The following is a 22015-nucleotide window of genomic DNA, read 5'->3' as shown; positions in this document are numbered from 1 at the left end:
ATGCAAGTCGTTATTTTATCGGTAATCTTAGCCCTACTCTTCATCACCCTGCTGCTGGTCTACCTTAACTGGCGCAATAAACAACCTCTAGCGATTAGCGGCGGCCCTGACGAGGTGTTGTCTCAGGCCAGCCAACTCTTGAACCGAGGCAAAGATGCCCAGGCCATCGACTATCTTGAGCGAGCGGCCGACATGGGCATGGCCCATGCGGCGCAGTTTCTCGGTGAACTCTACAGCCTGGAAGGCACCCATCTGTTTGATCTGGCTAAGGCCGATCACTGGTTTCAACAGGCAGCCAGGCTTGATGAGCAGATTGCCGAGCTTCAACGCCAGATGCTCAAATTTAAGGTCCATCCCACCCAGGAAGCTGGCAAGCGGCAGCTCGAAGAGATGTTGAAGCCAGGTGCCGATCAGGGCAATAGCAAGCAGCAGGCCGAGCTCGGCAGGCTCTATCAGGAAAGCCCGCTGCTGGACCCCGACGGCACCAAGGCGCTGCACTATCTCGGCCTCGCCGCCGAGGCGGGCGACACGCAGGCGCAGTACCATCTGGCCAACCTGCTACTGGCCCCTCACCACGGCGAGCCCGATCCCATCAGGGCAAGAGCCCTGCTGGAGGCCATTACCGAAAGCGACCCCTTAGCCAAGAGCCAGCTGGCGCAGATGCTGCTAGCGGGAGAAGGCGGCCCGGCCGAGCCCCGCGAGGCAGAGCGCCTGATGCGCGAGGTGGCCGAGGAAAACGACTTTGCCCTCATCGAGCTGGCACACCTCTATCAGGAAGGCACGGCCCTGCCTCAGGATATCCCCAAGGCAGAGGAGTGCCTAAGACAAGCCCTCGCCATGGAGAATCACAGCGCCGCCTATCGCCTGGGCGAGTTACTGCTCAAACATAAACGCGATAGCGACAGCCACCGCGAGGCGATCGCCCTGCTCACGCCGCTGGCCGAGCAGTGGTGGACAGATGCCCTCTTCCTCCTGGGCAAGGCCCATGAAGATGGATTAGGCACCCGCCGTCATCTGCCCACGGCGCTGAGCTACTACCGCTTGGCCGCCACAGATCCCGCCCCCTATCACCTGACGCGGGTCGACGAATTAAGTGCCAAGATGGGAAGCTATGAGCTGGAGCAGGCCGAGAGCCTGTATCGGCAGTTTTTGACCGAGCATCCGCTGAGCCAGGAACAACTGGCCAGCATAGATCTTACCCATGGGCTGCGACTGTTCCATGAAGATGACAGGGGACGACGCCATCCCAGAGAGGCCATCGCTTACCTTGAGCGCGCCGCGCTCGCCGGCGAGAACCTGGCACTAGAGCCCCTGCATCAGGCCTGTGTAGAGACGGGGCAGAAGGTAGACGCCGCCATCTGGGCCCAGCTGGCCCTAACGGATCAGTTTTACTATCTCCCCACTGGCGAGCTGGAGGTCAGTTTAACCAGGCTCAAACAAGGCTTTAGCGAGGCTGAAGAGGCGCTGTTTGCACAGCGCTTCGCCGAGAGACAAGCGACACTCGCCGCCAACTGATTAGCTAACGGTGCAGATGAGCCAGGTCATAAAAGCGTAAATAAAAAGCGTAACGGGCGATCCGTCTTGGGCTCGCCCGCTGCGTGTTAGAGACTCGGCCTAGCCCAGGCGTCGCCTCAGCTCCTTGGTCGCCTTCACCATGTTAGCCAGCGCCGGCTCCACCTCATCCCAGGTACGGGTCTTGAGACCACAGTCGGGATTTACCCAGAGCTGGCCCACGGGGATCTTAGTCGCCGCCTTCTCGATAAGCGTCACCATCTCCTCAACCGTTGGAAGATTAGGACTATGGATGTCATATACTCCTGGGCCTATCTCGTTGGGATACTCGAAGTCCTCGAAGGCATTGAGCAGCTCCATATGCGAGCGCGAGGTCTCTATGGTGATCACATCCGCGTCCATGGCGGCGATGGCGTCTATGGTGGCATTGAACTCGCTGTAACACATGTGGGTATGGATCTGGGTCTCATCCTCTGCGCCCGCGGCGCTGAGCTTAAAGGCGGCCACCGCCCAGTCGAGATAGTGCTGCCACTCGCTGGCCTTGAGCGGCAGCCCCTCTCGAAACGCCGGCTCATCTATCTGAATGATCCCTATCCCCGCCGCCTGCAAGTCGGCCACTTCGTCGCGAATAGCTAAGGCTAGCTGATTGGCTATCTGTTCACGGCCGATATCTTCCCGAGCGAAAGACCAATGCAAGATGGTCACAGGGCCGGTCAGCATGCCCTTCACCGGCCTGTCGGTCAGGCTCTGGGCGAAGCTGGCCCAGGAGAGTGTCATCGGCTGACGGCGCGACACATCACCATAGATGAGCGGCGGCTTGACGCAGCGCGAACCATAGCTCTGCACCCAGGCAAACTGGGTAAAGCCCACGCCATCGAGCTGCTCGCCGAAGTATTCCACCATGTCGTTGCGCTCGGCCTCACCGTGGACCAGAACATCTATGCCCAGCTTGAGCTGACGGCTGATGCTGTCGCGGGTCACCGCCTCGAGCTGGGCCACATAGGCCTGCTCGGTCAGATCCCCCTTACGCCAGCGACTACGCAGACCGCGAATGGCCGGTGTCTGGGGGAAGGATCCAATGGTGGTGGTAGGCAGCAGCGGCAAACGAAAACGAGCCTGCTGCTTGAGGCGGCGCTCACCAAAGCCGCTACCACGGGTGAAATCGGCAGGCGTTAACCCCTTGAGCCTCGCCTGCACCTCAGGATTCGCCGCACGCTCACGAGCCTCGCGCCTGGCCTCACAACGCGCCACAATGCTTTGCGCCTCATCGCTCTGTGGAGTAAGCAGCAATATACGCAGCTGCGCTAACTCATCGAGCTTCTGCCTGGCAAAACTCAGTTGATTGACCAGATCCGCTGCCAGCTCTGTCTCGCTCGCCAGATCCACGGGCACATGCAAGAGCGAACAAGAGGGTGCCAGCCAGACACGTTCGCCAAGATCCGCCACGACGCCACGCAGCCGCTCAGCCAGCAGATCCAGATCCGCCGCCCATACGTTGCGGCCATTGATCACCCCCAGGCTAAGCACCTGGGCAGGCTTTAGGCTGGCGGCAAACTGCTTAAGCTGCTGGGCATCGCTCACCAGATCCAGGTGCAAACCGTCAACCTCAAGATCGCTGATCACACCATGATGATGGGCCACAGAGCCATAGTAGCTGGCCAGCAGCAATTTAAGCCCCTGACCACTGAGTTCTGCGTAGGCTGGGGCGAAGGCCGCCTGCCACTCCTTTGCAAGCTCCAGCGCCAGTATCGGCTCATCGAGCTGTACCCAGGTCACGCCCTGGCTGGCAAAGCGCGCGAGTATCGTCCGGTACGCCTCGAGCAGCTGGGGAAGCAGGCTCAACTTATCGAAAGATTCGCCCTCACATTTGGCCAGATAAAGGTAGCTAAGCGGGCCCAGCAGGATAGGCTTAGGCTGATGACCCAGGGATTTGGCCTGTTCCACCTCGTCGAACAGCTGCTCGTAGGCGATAACGAAGCGTTGCCCTGCCCTGAGCTCCGGCACTATGTAGTGGTAGTTGGTATTGAAGTATTTCTTCATCTGAGCGGCGCGGCAGGCCTCTCCAGTGGGCGCTCGACCGCGAGCCACACGAAACAGGGTATCTAGGTCCACCTGCTCGCCGCTGCGATGACGCTCGGGGATGGCGTCTATGGTGGCGCTAAGGGTGAGCACCTGATCGTAGAAGGCAAAGTCCCCCACCGGCAGTTGCTTCACGCCCGCCGCCTGCTGCCACTGCCAGTGGGTTTGACGCAGCTCGCTGGCAACCGATTGTAGCTGAGCCTGGTCAATCTCGCCGCGCCAATACTTTTCCAGGGCAAATTTGAGTTCCCGTTGGCGACCGATTCGTGGAAAGCCTAATGAAGCAATATCTAGAGTTTGCATATTGTATACCTTTTGCATTAATATGAGCGAAATTCATGGTTAGCGCCCTTCGCTGTCATCGCAATCCAGGTTTGAGAACTGAAATTGCACAACAAACCAAAATAGGCGTCTGGACGTCTAGAAGTTTATTGTGCTAATCTGTTGTCTCGCAATCGAATTGATTTCACGAGCAACATGAGCCAAATTCATGTGAGGTAAAAATGATAGAGCTTAGGCATTTACGTACATTGGTCGCCCTGAAAGAGAGCGGCAGTCTCGCGGGCGCAGCCAAGAAGCGCTTTGTCACCCAGTCGGCCTTATCCCACCAAATCAAGGAACTGGAGACCCGCATCAACTCGGCGATTTTCGTGCGTAAGAGTAAACCCCTCTCCTTTACCCTGGAGGGCGCCCGTCTGCTCAATCTCGCCGAAGAGATCTTGCCTAAGGTGATAGAGACGGAAATCGATCTCAAGAATGGCCTGAGCGGCGAGGTGAAAGATCTCTTTGTCGGCATAGAGTGTCACAGCTGCTTTCGCTGGCTGATGCCGGTGATCGAGCAGTTTAATGCCAGCTTTCCCCACACCAATCTGGAGCTGTCGAGCCGTCATCTGTTCGATTCGCTGACCGCACTCAAGCAGGGACAGCTGGACGTGGTGCTCACCTCAGACCCTATTCCGGATCATGATATCGCTTATCAGCATCTATTCGATTTCGAGGTCAAGCTATTGGTCGCGGCAGACCATCCGCTGGCCGAACTCCCCTATGTCACGGCCGCGCAGCTAAGCGAACAGACACTGCTCACCTACCCTGTGCCGCTGGACAGACTGGATATCTACCGCCACTTCTTGGAGCCTGCCGGGGTGCCTGTAGCCAAGCAGATCCGCTGCGATCTCACCGCCATGTTGCTGCAACGCATCGCCTGTAAGGATGGGGTTGCCGCCCTGCCTAACTGGTCGATCAACGAGGCACACGGCCTGTCGCTTAAGGCGGTAAAACTTGGGCCAGAAGGACTCAAGCGCCCCCTGTTTGGCGCCTATCGCAGCAATGGCAGCAGTGCTCGCCTCGCCCAGCAATGGCTCAATCTGGTGACCTCAGAGGGACTGGAACGCCAGGGGCATTAGGCCAAACAGCAAGCCGAGTATACAAGATGATGGCATAGAGATAGACTGGGATAAAACTGGAGAAACGCTAAAGGATTAGTATGAAAATTGTGGCACTTTTTGTTCAGATCTGTCTGTGGTTTAGTATCGTCTTATCCCCCGCCTTGTTGGGTCTGCTTATGGGTGGCCTGTTAGCCTCGCAACAAAGCCAGACCAGCCTAAACGTTCCATTAATAGGCCTCATGCTTGGTGCACTTTTCGGAGCCATCTGGGCCGAATATATCCGTCGAACCCACGGCCTCAGTCAATTCTTAGGTCGCCTGGTAGCGACTCCCGACATTGACGGCCGCTCTGCTCACAAGCCTTGAGCCACTGCACCCTAGCCTCTTCTCTCACCCCCAGTTCATAAGAAATAAGACACAAAAAAACCTGCACTTGGCAGGTTTTCTTTTATCTGGTCGAAGGCCCTAGAGCGGGTTGAGCAGTTGATTGCGCATGGAAAGCACCCGGCGCAGCACTAAGCCCGGAGAGTCTGGGTTACGGGTCTGACGCAGGTTGTGGGCGATCATAAACTCTTCTCTAAGCTCTTCGTCCAGGCCTAAGGAGTCGAAGGCTTCCAGCGTCAGGGTCTGCTTCTGGTTATCGATCAATGACTTGATGATGGAGAGCGGGAACGACTGCTCCGACTCGGCATTCAGATAGGCGAAGGCGGTCAGGGCGATGATCTCGCCAAACACACTAAACAGCGCCAGGGTCTGTACCTCATCGGGATTGATGTTTACCCCTTCCATATGATGCAGGCTATCGACGGCGTCTGTAGCTATGCTCTCGGTAAGTGCCCAGTAGCCATACACCAGCTTCTTATAAGGCTGAGGCAGCTCATCGAGGCGCTCCTTGAGATAGAAGGTGAAGGCATAACGGTAGATATTGACCTGCCCCAGGCGCACAAGGGCATCTTTCAATGAACGGTTCTTCGAGGAGACTATGCCACCGGCATTGGCCGCCGAATTACTGCGCCATAGCAGGTGCGCCGCCAGGGCGGGATCGGAAGAGACGATGTCGATCACATTGCGAATATCGCCATCGGCAATAATGGCTTTCTTCAACGGGATCAGAATACCCCGTCGCCCGATAACCTGTTCTTCATTGGCAATAATTGCACGTACTTGAGTGAATACCTGATGCTCAAGATCTGTCATGAGAAGTCATTAACCTGATTTATTATTGGCACGGCGCCGTTTGTTATCCGAGAATTTACCCATAAAACGACTGTCTGGGTCAAGTCGATTTGGGGTAAAAACGGACATTAACCTAAATAAATTCATCTTGCCACTCACGCTAACCCTTTCGGCCTGATTAAACGACAAAATTCCGTCAGTTAACCAAGCGGTGGCATCCATAGATTGGCCTAAAGCCGGGGGCATATTTACTCGCTGCCAGCATCATCGAAACTATAAGGCACCAGCCTGTTGCAGACGCTGGTAAAGGTGCTCGGCGAGGCGGCGATAGCCATCATCATTGAGGTGAATCGCATCAGATTTTACCTCTGATAATTTTAGCAGCTCTGTCAGAAAATCCTCAATAAATAGCGGTTGATATTGCGCAGCCAACTGCTCGTACAGGGGCGCGGTTTCCAGCCAGATGCTCTTCTGGGGAACGCCGATCAGCACGACAGGAATATCTCGCCGCTGCGCCTCAGCGAGCATGGCGGCCAAATTGGCCTTCACCTGCGCCGCGCTGCTATTGCGCAAAAAATCATTGCCGCCCTCGAGCAAGATGATAAGGTCCGGCGCCGTCTCATCAAGCACCCGGGAAAAACGCGTTAGCCCCTGGGAGCTTGTCTCCCCCGAGATACCAGCGTTAATCACCGCTCGCCCGCTCATCCTCTGCAATTGGCTGGGATAATCCATGCCGGTGCTGGCCCCCACGCCTTGGGTCAGGCTATCGCCGAAGGCGAGGATCCTGGCATCGCTGGCCAGCGGAGCAAACGAGGGGCCACTGGCAGGCCAGAAGGTGATGATCGCTAGTAATATAACGGGCAAGAGCAGCCACTTAAATTTCATCCCACAGACTCCTAAATGATCTATGCCCTATGATGAACAGCGGGCAATAAAAAAGCCAGTCAAGTATGACTGGCTCTTAGGACTTTAACAGCTCTAGAAGCGGTAGCTGGCGGTCAGGCGCAGCGCGCGCCCCGTGCCAGGGTAATAACCGCTACCCCAGGTGCTGAAGTAACCTGAGCTGACATATTCCTTGTCCAGCAGGTTGTCGACTCGCAGGCTGGCCAGCCAGGCATCGCGGCTATAGTTGATGGCGATGTTTGCCAGGGTATAGGCATCGAGCTTGTCTCCCTGGTTGGCATTATCGCCCTCCATGTAGCGCTCGCCCGTGTAGACCCCCTCGACGAAGAGCTGCAGGTGCTGGTACACATCATAGCTGACATAACCACGGCCACTGTTCTTGGCTACCCAGGAGAGCGCCTTGCCCTCGTTAACCCCTTCGGTGAACTCGGCATCGATATAGTTGTACTCGAGGCCGAGCTGAACATCCTGACTCACCTGCCAATCCCAATCGGCGCTCACACCATAGCGACGCGAAGCATCGGCGTTCACGTTGGCGCCGGGGAAACTACCACCAACGGGGGTCTCGGCGCTCGGGTCGAAGACGATCTCATCTTCGAGATCCAGACGATAGGCGCTCACGCGCAGGGTGTTTTGCTCGAGCAACAGATCCCAGCCCGCCTCGTAGCTGCGGCCGGTCTGCGGCTTGAGCCCCTGAATACTTGCCGGGGTGTAGGCCTGCTCATCCACCTTGGCGAAGCGGAAGTTGTCGTCGGCGCGCAGATAGAAGCGATGATGCTGGTTAGGGCGATAGTTGAGGCCGAGCTCGAAGGCATGGGCATCCTGATCCAGATCGATCCCATTTGGATAGGCACTGGCGTCCACCAGCTCATCGGTCACCTCAGCATAACGACCACCCACCACATAGCTGAAGCTCTCGGTGAGGGGCACGGTTGCCTGCAGATAGGCGCTGGCCAGCTTCTGCACATTGCTGCGACCGTTGCTAAATACCGACTCACCGTGGCTCAAATCCAGGCCGGTCACCAGCTTAAGCGGGCCATTATCCGTCTTGATGTTGGCAACTGCCTTAGGTTTAAACTCCAGCAGTGAGCGGGTATCGCGGCGGGTCGTATTCCAGGTACTCAGGCCTGTGATCAAGCTATCGCTGTAGTTAAGATCGGCGCCCAGCGACCAGGCCTCATTCAGCTGACGCTGATAGCCGGTGCGGGCCGCGGTAGTCATCTCATGCAGGTAGGCGTCATTAAAGAGATCACCCGCTTGTGTCGGATCCTCCTCGATCTGCTCCTCATTGAGTGCGGCAGCGAGTTCGCGATGGTTATCATAATGACTCACCTCAGCAAAGAACTGCTGCTGCACGTCGTCATACTGCAGGCGTCCCAGCACTGAGCTGGTCTCGCTGGCGTTGTGCTCGCGATAGTTATCGCTCTTGAGATGATTGGCCGCACCATAGAGACGCCAGTTGTCGTTGATCGCTACCGAACCGTCGGCCTTGGCTTCGAAGGTGTCGAAGCTACCGCCTGAAAGCTGCAGGCTGCCGCCGTTATCTTTAGGCGCCTTAGTGATGATGTTGATCACCCCGCCGACCGCCTGATCGCCATAGAGCACACCGGCGCTGCCAGACAATATCTCGACTCGCTCCACCTGATTGAGTCCGATGGCGCTGATGCTCGGCGCGGCAATATCGATATTGTTAAGACGGCGACCGTCGACAAGGATCAAGGTGTTGTTGGCGGCCTGACCTGCGCCGAAACCGCGCATGGCAAACACAGCGCCCGAGTTAGAGTCAGAGACCTGAATACCGCTCTGTCCCCGCAGCAACTCGGTGAGGTTGGTGGCGCCACTAAGCTCGATGGCGGCAGCGTCGATCACATTGACGTTGGCCGCGATGTTGATAGGGGTGTTTTCGCTGCGACCGATAACCGTGATGGTCTCATCCACAGGCCCTGGGGTGCCCGAAGTCGTCGCTAAGGCTGGGAAGCTCCCGGCCAGACAGGCGCCAAGCAGTAGCGCGATTTTACTAGGTTGTGTACCCATTTTCCTTTAACTCCTAAAAGGGAAACAGGGCAAGTCGTCACGACTGGGCGCAGTCCATCAAACCGCCTGGGTCGCATTTTGAGATCTGCCCGCCGAAATCTCAAAATCACCTTAAGGGCCGGTCTCCGGACTGAGGCTAAGTTCAAACGATGCGTTTAAACGACGAGCATAGATTTTTTTAACGCCATGATGTTAAAGGCATGGCGCACCCAGCTCTCACCTATCACCGTTGCGGGGGCAGTGCCAGACTCTCACTGGCTTCCCGATTATCCCGTGTCGTCTCGCGCCACAGGCACCACATAAGGTTGACTAAATTTGGTTATGCTCTGCCTTCGGCCCCGCGGCTTATTGTGCGGCGTTGAGGAGACGACTCTCCAGGCCCGGTGACAGAACGCGGGCATTATAGACGTCTACACGTATAAATGTCTAATACTCCCAGGCTCGGCCTCATCAGAATCTTCGCCAAGGGAGCAGGTTCACGCACTAAAGACAGCTTCACGCCCTAAAAACAATGAAGGAGGCCTAAGCCTCCTTCATCACATTATTGCGTCATCATATCACTAACGATATCAGGCCTCGGCTAATGCCTTAGGGTTGTCGCCATATTCGTTGCCTTCTACACTGTCCTGCACATAGAAGATAAGCAACACGATGGCGCCGATCAGCGGGATCAGGCCGATCAACTGCCACCAGCCCGAACGGCCAGTGTCATGCAGGCGTCTGGCTGACATGGAGATAGTTGGGATAAACATCACCAGCGCAAAGATGGTGCTCAACATATACAGACCGGTTGCGACATCGATAGCGGCCGTGACGGCGTAGAAGATGATGTAGAACAGGGTATACATCCAAAATTCTTTGCGACGCGCACGGCCGGTGAAATCAGCAAACTTCTTCAACGCACCAATAAAATATTCCATTATAGTTCCCTTTGTTTACGTAAATTAACCGAAAAACTCCAATAAAGAGGGGGCCATTCCTGAGCCCCCTATTGGATAGGCTTCATAATATATCAATAGTTTCAAAAATATAATTGAAATTTAATGACAATCTCGCTTCGCTCACAGACCATCCACTTGCATCTAAAAAAATCGCCCCCTTGTGCCGTGAGGCAAGTAGATCAACCTGCATCTAACGAGCGAGACTAACGCAGGCTCGCCATGTCGGCGATGCGCTCGATGGGCGGTGCTATCTTGAGCGAAGAGGTTGATAGCAAGGCCTCTCCCCGCGCCGATTGATGCAGCAGAAACAGATCTTCCTCACCGGCGATAACCGTGTAGTGGCCTATCTCGCCTACCGGCTTATCTATGCCCCGCTCACCCCTATGAGTATGGGGCATCTTGTCGCAGGTTAGCATGGCGCTATAGCTTGCCTTGCCACCTAGCTCGCTGGCGCCCAGTTTCTGATAATGCATCTCCCCTTCGCAGGTATTACGGTACTGCTCGGCGAAACCGTCGAGAAAGGCCTCTGGGTCGATACTGGCAGCCATGCCTTTAAATCCCTGCACACAATAGAGCGACGACCAGTGGGCCAGCATCTCCTTGGCGGGGACAAACTCGGCCGAAAACATATCGCCGTGCTGCTCGCTATAGGCTAGCCGCCAGTTAGCGGGGAAATACAGTCCAAGATTTTGCTTGAAAATGGTCAGCTGGCTGGCTTGTACCTGAACCTGTGACGACATCTGTGCCACCTGGGTGGCGCTCACGCTAAGGGGTTGGAGGAGCAAGGCCAGCGCCAGCCCTCTCGCCAAAGCCTGTGCTAATACCTGTGGTGAAAAATCCATTTTATCTACCTCATCCTCAATGCTGCGACACTTAGATAGCCGACAAAGATAGCCAACAAAGATAGCCAACAAACCTGTCGCAAGCGGCGGCTAATCCCAGTGTAAATCACTTAACGGGAGTGATATCCAGCAGATGTTACTACAAAGTCGCGCCAGTCTATGGGTTGATTTACGAAATTTAAGACTGAAATAATGCTTGACGCTTTTGATTACAAATGTAATCTTAATTTAAAAATTACACTTGTAATCAATTGAAGACGGTTGAATCATGAAAGAGATCAGCAACGCCGAGCTGTCGGTACTCAACATACTCTGGCAAAGCGCCCCCTTAGGCGCCAGCGACGTGGTGGAGGCTCTGGCCAGTAGCCAGGGGATGCACGAAAAAACCGTAAAGACCCTGCTCAACCGTCTGGTGAAGAAGCAGGCCCTGGGTTATGAGAAGGAGGGCCGGGCCTATCTTTACTATCCCTTGATCGATCAGAGCGAGTATCAACTCAAGGAGAGCCAATCTTTCGTCGAGCGGGTATTCGCCGGTAAGGTCGCCCCCCTGGTGGCGGGTTTCGCCAAGCAGAAACAGCTGAGCCCCGAAGATATCGCCGAACTTAAGGCCTTAATCGATGACTGGGAAGAGGAGCAATCCTCATGATGAGCCTAATCATCAGTGTGATGCTGCCACTGACCCTGTTGTGCGCCGCCATCTTGCTGCTACACAAACCGCTGCTTGCCAGGTTAGGCGCCCACAACACCTACACCCTCTGGGTTGCCGTGCCCTTACTACTGGCGGGCACTGTAATAGGTCAGTTCATCCCAGCAAGACAAACCAATCAGTCGCTGTACCAGTTGCAGCACTTCCGGGTGCAGGCCAGCGAGTTCCTATCCCAGAGCCATTACGCCACGCTGAATATGACCCTAGGCTGCATCTGGCTGCTGGGCAGCCTGACACTTTTGGGCATACTCCTCTATCAGGCCATTCGGCTCAAGCAAGTTGTCGCGCAAGCCCAAGGGCTAGACCTGCCCAAGGCCCTGCTCTCCTTCATGCAGCTAGCAGAGTCGACGCCTAAAGCCTCTGTAGGCATCAAGTGTCACCCACAGATAGACTCACCTATGCTGGCCGGTCTACTCAAGCCAGTGATCTTGGTTCCTATGGATTTTAAACAACTCACTCAATCTCAGCAGGCATCGGTACTCGACCATGAGCTTAAGCATCTGGCACGTCACGACATTGCAGCCAACCTGCTGGGCTATCTACTAGTCTCCCTGTTCTGGTTTAACCCTGTCTGCTGGCTGGCCTATCGTCGTTTTCGTGACGATCAGGAGATCGCCTGCGATGCCGAGGTCACCAGGCATATGGATAAACAACAAAGAATTGCCTATAGCCAAACGCTATTGGCTTACTCCCAGCAGGCCCACCTGGGCATGCTACACACTCACTATGGAAACAAGACCATCCTCAAGGAGCGGATCATGCAATTGAAGAAAACACACACTAAGCGCCCTCTGGCCATTTTAGGCCTGGCACTCATATTGGGCTTGTCAGGTGCCTTAATTAACCAAAGTGCGGTTGCAGGCGACAAGCACCAGGACAAGCACCACGACGAAGCCAAGGCGCCAAGCCCTATCATGCGCGTCGAGCCAGCATATCCCGCCGAGGCCGCCGAGAAACGCATCGAGGGCTATGTCCAGCTGCAATTTGATATCGACAAGCAAGGCAAAGTCAGCAACGTCACCATCATCAAGTCTTACCCGGGAAACATGTTTGATGACGAGGCGATGAAGGCCCTGTCCCAATGGCGATATGAATCATCAAAAACAGGTGTCACCAATGCCAAGGTACAGCTGGACTTCATGATGTCAGCCCCTAAGGCGGAGATCGAAAGAGTGCGGGTGACCGCTGGCTAACGCCTGCTGGACAATGCGAAAGTGAAAAGGGGCCGCGTCGCTCTTTTTCTGTTACTGACTTCTGTTACTGATTCTGTTACTGGGCATTTGCACCCGACCTGCACTTATTTCTAGCAGCTCTCCCCCCCGAATTGCTTCCCCTTCCGAGCTGCACTTACTCCTTAGCCATCATAGACTCAAGCCTCATAGCTTACACTGCCCCTAAGCAACACCAGAGCAAACGCCTGCAACTCTCCTCGATGCGCAGCAGATTGACCCCTATAGATAGATGGGGTAAAACAATGGCTTACATAATAAGAATATGAATTCCCTTAACCCCAAAGGTCATCGATGAGTTCAACGACAACCACGCCCCGCACCCTCAAAGTCCCGCTAGTGAATGTCTATGCCAAAGGTGGCTACAGCGCCCAGTTGCGCATTGGCGCCGAGAAACACCCGCTAAACCTTATCTTAGATACGGGTAGCAGCACCCTGGTGGTGTCTGGCAGCGACTATGTGGAAGAGCGCGACAGCGCCCTCACCCCCACCAGTTTCGCCCAGGAGGTGCTCTACGGCATAGGCGGCTGGGACGGCCCGGTAGTCTACACCCGGGTGGGCATTCGCGAAGACGCGATTGACTTCGACCTTCATGACGATCACGTCCCTCACGCCCATCACCCCATAGTGCTGGACCAATGCCCGGTGGCCGTAGTGTCATCCCTGACCCAGGAGACCAGCTTTGCCGATGCCGACGGTATACTCGGGCTTGCCTATGATGGCCTCAACAAGGTCTATGATCTCAAAGACTATTTTCATCACTATGGCATAGCCCCGGCGCTCACCCATCCCTGGCCGTTCGACGAGGAGATCCACCTGTGCACCCAGCACTATCGTCCCATACTCACCGAGGCCAACCGGGACTTTTCTATGGTGCAGACAGGCAGCAACTCAGCGACATCTGACACCCAATGGCATCAGGCGACCGAGCAGAGCTTCAACAGCGAAGACCTACGTCAGTTTAAGCGCTTCTTGCGTACCCAACCCACCAATGATCTACCACCCTACTTTAGCAACTTGACCAGTCATGGCCTGACGCCAAATAAATTTGCCTTCTTCGCCCGCCGCTCCAGCATACATGTGGCGAGCCAGGAGGTACTCGTCCCCAATAGCGCCAACGACTTTGCCTTCCTCGGCCAGGATCCCCTCAACCAAGGCTGGTTAATCTTAGGCGGCGGAGAGGAGCATACCGAACTCTATCGGGGCGAGTTTAAGACCATAGCGGTGATCGAGAACAAGTATTACAACGTCAATCTGGTGGGGATGAGTATCGGCGACAATGAGATGGTCCCCAGCCTGCTGACGCAGTCGCTGGCGGAGCAAGCGCCCACTTCTGACGACGCTCAGCCTGACCATAGCGAACTCTGCCCCGACGGCCAGCACCTGCACACCCATGGGGTACATATCTGTGACACCCTAAGGGGACAGAGCAACGCCATTATCGACACTGGCGCCTCGGCCATAGTGCTCACCCGCCACCTGTTTGGCGCGCTCACCCAGGCGCTTGAAGCCATCAATCCCAGCTTCATCCAGCAGATAACCCCCTTTAGCGATATCGCCTATCAGCAGACAGGCATCCCCATGGACGAGCTGCAACTGGATAGCTGGCCGGATCTCACCTTCTATTTCGTCGGTCCGAGAAACGAGCATGAGGCAACGCCAAGTTGTGATGACCCAGACTGTCCGCCCGGTTGCGAGCCCATCGCCATCACTGTCACTCCCCAGCACTACTGGCAGGTTAATACGCCGACCAAGGGTAAGGCCTGCTTCAAACTGCTGTCACAGCTGCCTAACTGGCCGGATCAATCTATCCTCGGCCTGCCGCTGATGAGCGGCTACTATGTGATATTTGATCGCTCGGTCGATGACAAGGGCGTCATTCGCTTCGCCGAGCAGAAACCGCTAGTGATGTCGGAGGCTCAGCTTGCCAAATAACCCTCAGCTCCCTTCGAGACTCACCCAAGACTTGCCAAATCATGTTTTTTGCAGCGAGCGCCTGACTATGAGGCCTATCGCAGAGACGGACAGAGAGTTGTACCGCCACCTCTATTGTAATGAGCGGGTGATGCGCCACATAGGCACGCCGCTCACACAGGCCCAGGCCGACAGGGCGTTTCAAACGGCGTTAACCCAGATGAAGCAGGCTCTTGGTAGCACTCAGCCTGATAGCCAGTATATGAACTGGACCATAGTGGAGCAGCAGAGTCAGCGCGCCATTGGCATACAGGGGCTCACCTGGCAAGGCGATAATCGTCACCAGGCGGAGATAGGCATAATGCTGACACCCGAGGCCAACGGCAAACTCTATCCAGAGGAAGCCATGGGCGCCCTAATGGAATACGCCTACCTCAGGTTAGAGGTTAAGCGCATCCAGGCTCACTTTGCCGCCAGAAACCTCGCCACCGAACGCTTCGTCAAAAAGCTGGGATTTATATTCGAAACGGAAGGATTTTCAGCAATGGATTCGGTAGTAGATGACACTCGCCAGATGAAATCCTGCTTCGCCGATCCTCTGCACTATAAAAGTCAAAAATAAGTCATCAATTCAAGGCAATTAGCGGTTTTAAAACTCGGCGATTACTGTTAGCTTTAACCCTTAATTAACATACATGAAATCAGGACCCAAATTCATGGCGGGAAGCCTGGCTTGTGTCGGCATAGGGATGACCTTAGGCGCCCATATCTGCCCGCTGGCACGCAGCTATATTGAACAAGCCGATGTCGTTTTCTCGGGTGTCTCCAACGGCATAGTAGAACTCTGGCTAAAAGAGATGCACGGCGATGTCCGCTCGCTACAGGTCTACTATGGCGAGGGCAAGTCACGCCATATCACCTATCGTGAGATGGTCGACGCCATGTTAACTGAGGTCAGACAGGGCAATAAAGTCGTCGGCGCCTTCTATGGCCACCCCGGCGTATTCGCCCAAGCGCCCCATAGGTCCGTGGAGCTGGCGCGCGCAGAAGGCTTCGAGGCGGTCATGGTACCCGGCATCTCTGCCGAGGATTGTCTTATCGCCGACCTTGGCATAGATCCAGGCCAATTTGGCTGTCAGCAGTTTGAGGCCAGCCAGTTTATGTTTTATCAGCGCCGCTTCGACCCCTCCTGTTACCTGATCCTCTGGCAAATAGGCCTGGCCGGCGACAAGAGCATGGCCAGATTCGCGACGGGCAAGGCCCATCGTCAGGTGCTGATAGAGCTACTGGCAGAGACTTACCCCTTAGATCATCAGGTGATCCTCTACGAGGCGGCCGTACTGCCCATAGATAAAGTACGCAAACAAACGCTGCCGCTGCGTGATTTAGCCGATGCCGAAATTTTTATGCACACCACCTTAGTGATCCCGCCGAGCGAAAAGATGCGACCAAACCCAACAATCCTGGATAAACTCGCTAAACTTGAAACGGCTCACCAGGTCGATGAAACCCTAACTACCCGAAAACTAATCAATAACAAACTAACTACCAACAACAATTAAGGAAGAGCAATGTCGAACATTATTCAACTACTGGAACGCATGGGTCAGGATGCAGCGCTACAGAACCAAGACGCTAAAGCACGAGAAATTTTAGCATCGGATGTCGCGGCAGAACTTAAAAGCTCACTACTCGTAAACGACGCAGAAGCATTGCACGAGCAGCTGGATATCTGCCCTGACGTTGTCGCATTTTTGTTGCCAGCAGAAGATGAGCAGAAAGAAGATGAAAATAATGAAAACGAAGAACAGGAACAGGCCAACGCAGTCAATCAATAATCTAGTTCAGACTATTTTAGATGAAAGTTAGCTATTTACTATTGCTGTTAATATTCTTCTTCAGCCAGTCTATGGCTGAAGAAGTAGATATTGACGCAACACTCGCGCAGGCAGATCAGCTTAAGAGCAGCAATCCAAAGGCATTTTCTGAGCTGCTCAACACCATAGAAAGAGAATCCCTCGATACACAACAGCAATATTTTTTGAACTATCTTCGAGGATATGAACTCACCTACCAGGGTAAACAAGTAGAAAGTATCGCAGTTTTCAACGAGATCCTTAATTCCAGCGCCAATGAAAAACTAAAATTTCGAGCTAATCAAACCTTAATTAACATCTATGCGATCTCTCAAGAGTGGACCAAAGGCCTCACTCATCTCTCTAAAAACTTTCAATTAATTAAACAAATTCAAGATCCTGAGACAACACAAAATGGGCTAGCTATTGCGGCCATTTTTTACAATCAGATAGAGCAATATGAATTAGGGCTAAGCTACGCCGAAAAAGTAAAGAACAGCAAACCTTCTAAAAGAAATACTTGCCTAGCCAATGGGTTAGCCATTGAGGCACAACTGGGCCTCAATCAACTAGAGGTCGACTCACCCGGCCTGCAGGCCGCACTCGCCAGCTGTGATGAAGAGGTGATTATGGCGAGTTTCATCCACTCCTTTATTGCCAAAAAACACCTGCGAGACGGCGACACAAATGAGGTCTATGAGCAACTCACTCCATCGCTGGAAGCCATAGAGAAGACCCGTTACCCAAGGCTGATCGCCGAGGTCTACGCCACCCTGGCCAGTGCCTACCTAATGGATAACAAGATAGGGGAAGCGCGGTTACTGGCGGAAAAAACTGTCAATTTGGCAAAAGGCCTAGGCAATACTCAGGCGGTAGTTACCGCCTACAAGATACTCTTTGAAATCGCCGAGCTCAGCGGAAATTACGAGTCGGCACTGGATTATCACGTCAAATACGCCCAGGCCGACAAGGCTTATCTCGACGATATCAAGACCAAACATCTGGCCTTTCAGCTCGCCGAGCATCAGGCGGCGGAACAGAAGAGCCGTATCGCATTGCTGGACAGACAGAACAACCTGCTACTCACCGAGCAGCAGCTGGCCAAGACCCAGGCGGAAAACAACCGGCTATTTATCTCGCTACTTATCGCCATCATCACCTTGCTGGGCTTCTGGGCCTACAAGTCGTGGACGATTCAGAAACGACTCAAGCAGCTGGCCGAATACGATGCCCTGACCCATGTGTTTAATCGCGGTCACTTTACCCAGGTCGCCCAGAGCGCACTGACCTACTGCGAGAGCAATGCCTCCGATTTAAGCTACATACTGTTCGACCTAGATAACTTCAAACAGATCAACGATAAGTTTGGTCATGCCGTGGGTGACTGGGTACTTAAGCGAGTCGCCAAGGCCTGTCAGGCCCAGGGGCGTAAGAACGATATCTTCGCCCGCATAGGCGGCGAGGAGTTCTGTATCGCCCTGCCGGGCTGCACGCTGCAGACGGCAATTAAACTGGCCGAGGCCTGCCGCACGGCGATTGCCGCCATAGATTGCACAGAGACGGGTCATGAGTTTGAGGTCACGGCCAGCTTTGGGATAACAGACACTAATATGTCGGGCTATAAGCTAGAGCGGTTGATCAACGATGCCGACAGCGCCATGTATCAGTCGAAGGAAACCGGGCGGGATCGCATCTGTATCTTCGACCCAGAGGCCAAGCGTACTATTCCTCAGGCTTCCCACTCTCTGCTCTCCCTCTAACGAGGGAGAGCAATGATGAAGCAATACGAGCCTTAGCCTGAATCTGACCGCTAGAACCTGCACTGTAAAACTGTGCTGAAATAAATTGTGCTGCTACGCAACAGATTGAGATGAAAGCCTTTTGCCTAAAGCTACCCGCTCTTATAATCAGGTATAGACTGTAAGATGCCTGTCACCGAAAGCCCACGGAAACTCGAGCATCGACAACAAAGGGAATGACTCTCGTGCTAAAGAAACTGCTCGCTATGACCAGCTCGACTCAAATGCTCGTCGCCATGTTTGTGGGTTTTGCGGTGGGCCTCTTCTTTGGGGAATCCGTCGGCTGGATGAGCAGCGTAGGCACCAGTGTGATCCTCTTGATGCAGATGACGGTATTGCCCTACATTCTGGTGTCATTAGTGGGGGGCATAGGCAAGCTAAAACGCGCCACCGCCAGCCTGATCTTCAGTCGTGCCGGCGCTATCATGCTACTACTCTGGGGGATAGGCCTCTTGCTGATCGCCCTGATGCCGCTCTCCTTTCCCTTCGTCGAGACGGCCTCCTTCTTCAGCACCAGCTCCATAGAACCGGCCGCGGCCATAGACTATTTCAAGCTCTATATTCCCTCTAATCCGTTCCAGTCGATGGCCGAAGGTTATGTACCCGCCATGGTGATCTTTGCCATCGCCATGGGGCTGGCACTGATCGGCATGGAGGGCGATAACAAACAGCTGATCATCAACTTTATGCATACCTGCGGCGAGATCTTCTCCAAGATCACCCAGGCACTGGTCAAAGTGCTGCCCATAGGGATCTTCGCCATGTCTGCCTCGGCGGCGGGTACCATGGGGGTAGATGAGTTTGCCAGCATGCAGGTTTATCTCATTAGCTATTTCGTGCTCTGCCTGCTGCTGACCTTCTGGGTACTGCCCTGGATTGTGGCCTCGCTGACCCCGGTCACCTTCGCCCAGGCGCTGAGGATAAGTAAGGCAAGCCTGGTCACCGCCTTCGCCACCGGCAACATCTTCATCGTCATTCCTGTGATCGTCGAGGAGTGTAAGCAGATCATGCGCGAGCATCAGAGCCTGAGCGACGATGCCGAGACCCTGGTCGAGATCTTAGTGCCCATCGCCTTCACCTTCCCCAACATAGGCAAGTTGACTGTGATCCTCTTCGTGCTCTTTGCCGGCTGGTTTAACGGCACGCCGATAGAGCTCAGCGACCTGCCTTCGCTCTCCATCAGCGGCGTTTTATCGCTGTTTGGCAGCGTCTATGTCGCTATCCCCTTCATGCTGGATCTGGTGCATCTGCCACAGGATCTGTTCCAGCTATTTGTAATGTCGGGCTTTATCACGGGCAAGTTTAACTCCATCACGGCGGTGATGAACCTATTTGCCCTGACGCTGCTGACGGTGGCGCTGTTTGAGAAACGCCTGAGACTCAGGCCACCGCAGCTGTTAAAGATGGCCATAGGCGTAGGCACCAGCGTGGTGCTAACCCTCATCGTCTGCCGCGTCGGCATGGGACTCTTTATTCACAGCCCAGAGATCACCAGCGGGGTGATCGCCAACATGCAGGTGGCCGACAAGGTGCCGACTAAGGTCAACAAGCAATACCCTGTATTAGGCCAGACAGCCAAGCAACCTATCGCCGACGTCAACGCCATCCGCGCTCGAGGCCTGCTCAGGGTCGGCTATATTCCCAGCAACGTGCCTTTTAGCTACTACAACAACGCCGGCCAATTGGTGGGCTTCGACAGCGCCATGGCTAACCGCCTGGCGGACGATCTCGGTGTGAAGGTTGAGTTTATCCCCTTCGAGAAAGACAAGCTGGCGGCCTCCCTCGATGCCGGTTTCTTCGATATCGCCATGTCTGGCCTGGCCATGGATATCGAGCAGATGGACAAGCTCAGCTATGTGGAGCCGGTACTGCTGCTAAACCTGGCCATCGCCACCAAAGACCATAAGGTCAGCGGCTTCAAGCGCAATGAATCGATCAAGGCGATGGAGAATGTGACTATCGCCTATGTGGAACATAGCGACATCATCGCAGATGCCAAGGCATTTTACCCCAACCTCGAGTTTGTCAAGATAGAGGGCTATAAAGACTTCTTTCGCCAGAAGGGTGATAAGTACGATGCCGTGGTCATCAGCGCCGAGGCGGGCTCCGCCTGGACCCTCTTCTTCCCCGGCTACGGCATTGCACCACTGGAATATAAGGCCAAATACCCCATCGCCTACGCCGTCGCCCAGGACAACCAGTCCCTGCTCAACTATGTCAACAACTGGCAGAAGCTACGCAAGGTAGATGGTCACCAGCAGCGGCTGTACAACTACTGGATGTTGGGCCAAGGCGCCAGCGAAACTCAGCCCAGATGGTCCATCATACGCGACGTACTGCACTGGGTAGATTAAGGCTATCCCTCGCGCCCCAAGGCATCACCCAAGGGGCCGAAATAGGCCAGTAACTGTCGATAGATCGCCTGGCGGTGTTCATGAGTCGGATAGCCGCCTGCCTTCGCCAGCGACGAATCCAGGGTCTCGTTGACCAGGTAAGGATTTTGGATCTCGGGATGCACCTCGATACAGGCCTCGAACGCCCTGGCCATCATCTCGGTGGGCTTGGAGAAATACTGACGCCCCTGCTGCCTATCCAGCGCCACGGCGCGGCGCACATACTCGTGACTGTCCTGGCCATCATCAGTTAATAAGACGCAGGCAAACAGCTGCATCAGGCGATCATTCAGGGGATGGACTATGGGCGTGTGGTCGGCCAGCCAGCAGTGACTGGCGAAGGCGATGCCCGTCTTTGGGATGTCGAAGGCCTTGGTGGCGATATAGTGGTCGAAGGCGTGCCAGAACTCGTGTGCCAGGGCGCCCGCACCGGCATTTTTTGCCAGGGCTAATTCCCGCTGGGCAGGCATATAGTGGGCCTGCACGCCCATCTGTCCGCCTGTACCAAAGGCCAGGTTCAGCGTCTGTCTCAGCCCCATGGCCTTGGGCGGTAACTGCAACATGAAGGCGAGATCGGCAAAGGCGTCGAAGATAAGGTTAGCCGCCTTATGCTTCTCTTCCTCCTCCACCCAGCTGCCCAGGCGAATATGGTTGAGGCCAAATACCTCCTTGATGTCATGAAAGCTCACCTGCTCGCCGCAGCGATAGTCCGGTCCCTCACGTCGATACTGATTTCGTTTTAGCACAGACTGCCCGCCGATTTGCTGATGCGCCGATTTGTTGACCTCACTATGATACCCAATATTGCCCATCATCTCATGGCTTATCACCACCAGCCCCCACGTTCAATCTTGATTCAGCTAGCCACAGGTATAGTGTCGCTAAATCAATTTACCAGCACACGAAAGGGGAAACGATGAGACTATTGATCCTATGGAGCGTCATTATCATGATGAGCACTGTGGTCGTGGCACTGTCAGGCACTATTCATTGGCCTACGTTAGCCACCATTTTTACTGCCATGAGTATCGCCCTGCTGGTCATGGTAAAGATTGGCAAGGTGGCCGATAAACACTTTGTGAACTTCTGCTCCCCCCATTAATTACCAATCACGGTAAGTAAGTGATCAGAAATAGCACGGGAAAAACGTTCGAGAACAAGGCAGAATTTTTTGATAAGTCGTTATTCTACAATCAAAAATGATAACACCGTTATCGGACGTTTTAATACCAATCACAGTAAACATA

General features: G+C 54.6%; 19 protein-coding genes and 1 riboswitch. Of the genes, 12 read left to right on the top strand and 7 right to left on the bottom strand.

Translation table 11 applies throughout. The features are described from left to right. Nucleotides 1-1515: a tetratricopeptide repeat protein gene (locus tag DB48_RS02125; RefSeq protein WP_041508695.1), complete on the top strand. Its 1515-nt coding sequence runs from the start codon at nt 1-3 to the stop codon at nt 1513-1515. Nucleotides 1516-1614: 99 nt separating this feature from the next. Here DB48_RS02125 and metE read toward each other — a convergent pair whose 3' ends face one another. After that, nucleotides 1615-3894, bottom strand: a complete 2280-nt coding sequence (gene metE / locus DB48_RS02120) for a 5-methyltetrahydropteroyltriglutamate--homocysteine S-methyltransferase (RefSeq protein ID WP_041508730.1) — start codon at nt 3892-3894, stop codon at nt 1615-1617. A gap of 200 nt (nt 3895-4094) precedes the next feature. On the opposite strand from metE, the gene DB48_RS02115 reads away from it, so the two are divergent. Together DB48_RS02115 and DB48_RS02110 are read left to right on the top strand one after the other, a co-directional pair. Beyond that, nucleotides 4095-4994, top strand: coding sequence for a LysR family transcriptional regulator (locus DB48_RS02115; protein WP_041508694.1), 900 nt, complete (start codon nt 4095-4097; stop codon nt 4992-4994). Nucleotides 4995-5074: 80 nt separating this feature from the next. Beyond that, nucleotides 5075-5341, top strand: a complete 267-nt coding sequence (locus DB48_RS02110; protein ID WP_041508693.1) for a hypothetical protein — start codon at nt 5075-5077, stop codon at nt 5339-5341. A gap of 99 nt (nt 5342-5440) precedes the next feature. On the opposite strand, the gene DB48_RS02105 is transcribed toward DB48_RS02110, so the two are convergent. The 5 genes from DB48_RS02105 to DB48_RS02085 form a co-directional block, all read right to left on the bottom strand. Continuing rightward, complete coding sequence (locus DB48_RS02105) at nt 5441-6172, bottom strand: HDOD domain-containing protein (protein ID WP_041508692.1); 732 nt, start codon at nt 6170-6172, stop codon at nt 5441-5443. Between the two features lie 252 nt (nt 6173-6424). Beyond that, nucleotides 6425-7036, bottom strand: a complete 612-nt coding sequence (locus DB48_RS02100; RefSeq protein ID WP_041508691.1) for an arylesterase — start codon at nt 7034-7036, stop codon at nt 6425-6427. A gap of 93 nt (nt 7037-7129) precedes the next feature. Then, nucleotides 7130-9088: a TonB-dependent receptor gene (locus DB48_RS02095; RefSeq protein ID WP_041508690.1), complete on the bottom strand. Its 1959-nt coding sequence runs from the start codon at nt 9086-9088 to the stop codon at nt 7130-7132. Nucleotides 9089-9187: 99 nt separating this feature from the next. Next, nucleotides 9188-9404, bottom strand: a riboswitch (cobalamin riboswitch). Between the two features lie 253 nt (nt 9405-9657). Beyond that, entirely contained in the window at nt 9658-10008 is a 351-nt protein-coding gene (locus DB48_RS02090; protein WP_041508689.1) for a DUF805 domain-containing protein, read from the bottom strand. A gap of 224 nt (nt 10009-10232) precedes the next feature. Then, the gene (locus DB48_RS02085) at nt 10233-10871 is read right to left on the bottom strand and encodes a hypothetical protein (RefSeq protein ID WP_052813620.1); all 639 of its coding nucleotides are present in this window, start codon (nt 10869-10871) and stop codon (nt 10233-10235) included. Nucleotides 10872-11139: 268 nt separating this feature from the next. Here DB48_RS02085 and DB48_RS02080 point away from each other — a divergent pair, with 268 nt between their 5' ends. From DB48_RS02080 to DB48_RS02045, 8 genes are all read left to right on the top strand, one after another. Continuing rightward, complete coding sequence (locus DB48_RS02080) at nt 11140-11517, top strand: BlaI/MecI/CopY family transcriptional regulator (RefSeq protein WP_041508688.1); 378 nt, start codon at nt 11140-11142, stop codon at nt 11515-11517. Continuing rightward, nucleotides 11514-12770 carry a M56 family metallopeptidase gene (locus DB48_RS02075; protein WP_041508687.1) on the top strand — a complete coding sequence of 419 codons (1257 nt, stop codon included), beginning with the start codon at nt 11514-11516 and terminating at the stop codon, nt 12768-12770. Before DB48_RS02080 ends, DB48_RS02075 begins: the two co-directional genes overlap by 4 nt. A gap of 330 nt (nt 12771-13100) precedes the next feature. After that, on the top strand, nt 13101-14741 hold the full coding sequence (locus DB48_RS02070; protein WP_041508686.1) for a pepsin-like aspartyl protease: 1641 nt from the start codon (nt 13101-13103) through the stop codon (nt 14739-14741). Nucleotides 14742-14808: 67 nt separating this feature from the next. Continuing rightward, entirely contained in the window at nt 14809-15342 is a 534-nt protein-coding gene (locus tag DB48_RS19600) for a GNAT family N-acetyltransferase (RefSeq protein ID WP_082035566.1), read from the top strand. Nucleotides 15343-15436: 94 nt separating this feature from the next. Further along, nucleotides 15437-16282 (top strand): SAM-dependent methyltransferase, encoded by an 846-nt coding sequence (locus tag DB48_RS02060; protein ID WP_041508685.1) that lies wholly within the window; start codon nt 15437-15439, stop codon nt 16280-16282. A gap of 9 nt (nt 16283-16291) precedes the next feature. Continuing rightward, the gene (locus DB48_RS02055) at nt 16292-16558 is read left to right on the top strand and encodes a hypothetical protein (RefSeq protein WP_041508684.1); all 267 of its coding nucleotides are present in this window, start codon (nt 16292-16294) and stop codon (nt 16556-16558) included. Nucleotides 16559-16629: 71 nt separating this feature from the next. After that, nucleotides 16630-18336 carry a GGDEF domain-containing protein gene (locus tag DB48_RS02050; RefSeq protein ID WP_235375321.1) on the top strand — a complete coding sequence of 569 codons (1707 nt, stop codon included), beginning with the start codon at nt 16630-16632 and terminating at the stop codon, nt 18334-18336. Between the two features lie 215 nt (nt 18337-18551). Continuing rightward, a complete protein-coding gene (locus DB48_RS02045; protein ID WP_041508682.1) occupies nt 18552-20729 on the top strand; it encodes a cation:dicarboxylate symporter family transporter in 2178 nt (725 codons plus the stop codon). Between the two features lie 2 nt (nt 20730-20731). Here DB48_RS02045 and DB48_RS02040 read toward each other — a convergent pair whose 3' ends face one another. Next, entirely contained in the window at nt 20732-21514 is a 783-nt protein-coding gene (locus DB48_RS02040) for a CLCA_X family protein (protein ID WP_041508727.1), read from the bottom strand. A 170-nt stretch (nt 21515-21684) separates the two neighbouring features. On the opposite strand from DB48_RS02040, the gene DB48_RS20020 reads away from it, so the two are divergent. Further along, nucleotides 21685-21870, top strand: coding sequence for a hypothetical protein (locus DB48_RS20020; RefSeq protein ID WP_152619079.1), 186 nt, complete (start codon nt 21685-21687; stop codon nt 21868-21870). Nucleotides 21871-22015: the final 145 nt, after the last annotated feature.

It is taken from the genome of Shewanella sp. cp20 (genome assembly GCF_000832025.1).
GTDB lineage: Bacteria > Pseudomonadota > Gammaproteobacteria > Enterobacterales > Shewanellaceae > Shewanella.
The sequence above is the reverse complement of the archived record's forward strand: the minus strand, read 5'-3'. Positions and strand labels throughout refer to the sequence as shown.

Bases quoted from the DNA above. Each gene is read 5' to 3' on its own strand.
- DB48_RS02125 (WP_041508695.1), top strand. From the start codon at position 1: ATGCAAGTCGTTATTTTATCGGTAATCTTAGCCCTACTCTTCATCACC.
- metE (WP_041508730.1), bottom strand. From the start codon at position 3,894: ATGCAAACTCTAGATATTGCTTCATTAGGCTTTCCACGAATCGGTCGC.
- DB48_RS02115 (WP_041508694.1), top strand. From the start codon at position 4,095: ATGATAGAGCTTAGGCATTTACGTACATTGGTCGCCCTGAAAGAGAGC.
- DB48_RS02110 (WP_041508693.1), top strand. From the start codon at position 5,075: ATGAAAATTGTGGCACTTTTTGTTCAGATCTGTCTGTGGTTTAGTATC.
- DB48_RS02105 (WP_041508692.1), bottom strand. From the start codon at position 6,172: ATGACAGATCTTGAGCATCAGGTATTCACTCAAGTACGTGCAATTATT.
- DB48_RS02100 (WP_041508691.1), bottom strand. From the start codon at position 7,036: ATGAAATTTAAGTGGCTGCTCTTGCCCGTTATATTACTAGCGATCATC.
- DB48_RS02095 (WP_041508690.1), bottom strand. From the start codon at position 9,088: ATGGGTACACAACCTAGTAAAATCGCGCTACTGCTTGGCGCCTGTCTG.
- DB48_RS02090 (WP_041508689.1), bottom strand. From the start codon at position 10,008: ATGGAATATTTTATTGGTGCGTTGAAGAAGTTTGCTGATTTCACCGGC.
- DB48_RS02085 (WP_052813620.1), bottom strand. From the start codon at position 10,871: ATGGATTTTTCACCACAGGTATTAGCACAGGCTTTGGCGAGAGGGCTG.
- DB48_RS02080 (WP_041508688.1), top strand. From the start codon at position 11,140: ATGAAAGAGATCAGCAACGCCGAGCTGTCGGTACTCAACATACTCTGG.
- DB48_RS02075 (WP_041508687.1), top strand. From the start codon at position 11,514: ATGATGAGCCTAATCATCAGTGTGATGCTGCCACTGACCCTGTTGTGC.
- DB48_RS02070 (WP_041508686.1), top strand. From the start codon at position 13,101: ATGAGTTCAACGACAACCACGCCCCGCACCCTCAAAGTCCCGCTAGTG.
- DB48_RS19600 (WP_082035566.1), top strand. From the start codon at position 14,809: ATGAGGCCTATCGCAGAGACGGACAGAGAGTTGTACCGCCACCTCTAT.
- DB48_RS02060 (WP_041508685.1), top strand. From the start codon at position 15,437: ATGGCGGGAAGCCTGGCTTGTGTCGGCATAGGGATGACCTTAGGCGCC.
- DB48_RS02055 (WP_041508684.1), top strand. From the start codon at position 16,292: ATGTCGAACATTATTCAACTACTGGAACGCATGGGTCAGGATGCAGCG.
- DB48_RS02050 (WP_235375321.1), top strand. From the start codon at position 16,630: ATGGCTGAAGAAGTAGATATTGACGCAACACTCGCGCAGGCAGATCAG.
- DB48_RS02045 (WP_041508682.1), top strand. From the start codon at position 18,552: ATGACTCTCGTGCTAAAGAAACTGCTCGCTATGACCAGCTCGACTCAA.
- DB48_RS20020 (WP_152619079.1), top strand. From the start codon at position 21,685: ATGAGACTATTGATCCTATGGAGCGTCATTATCATGATGAGCACTGTG.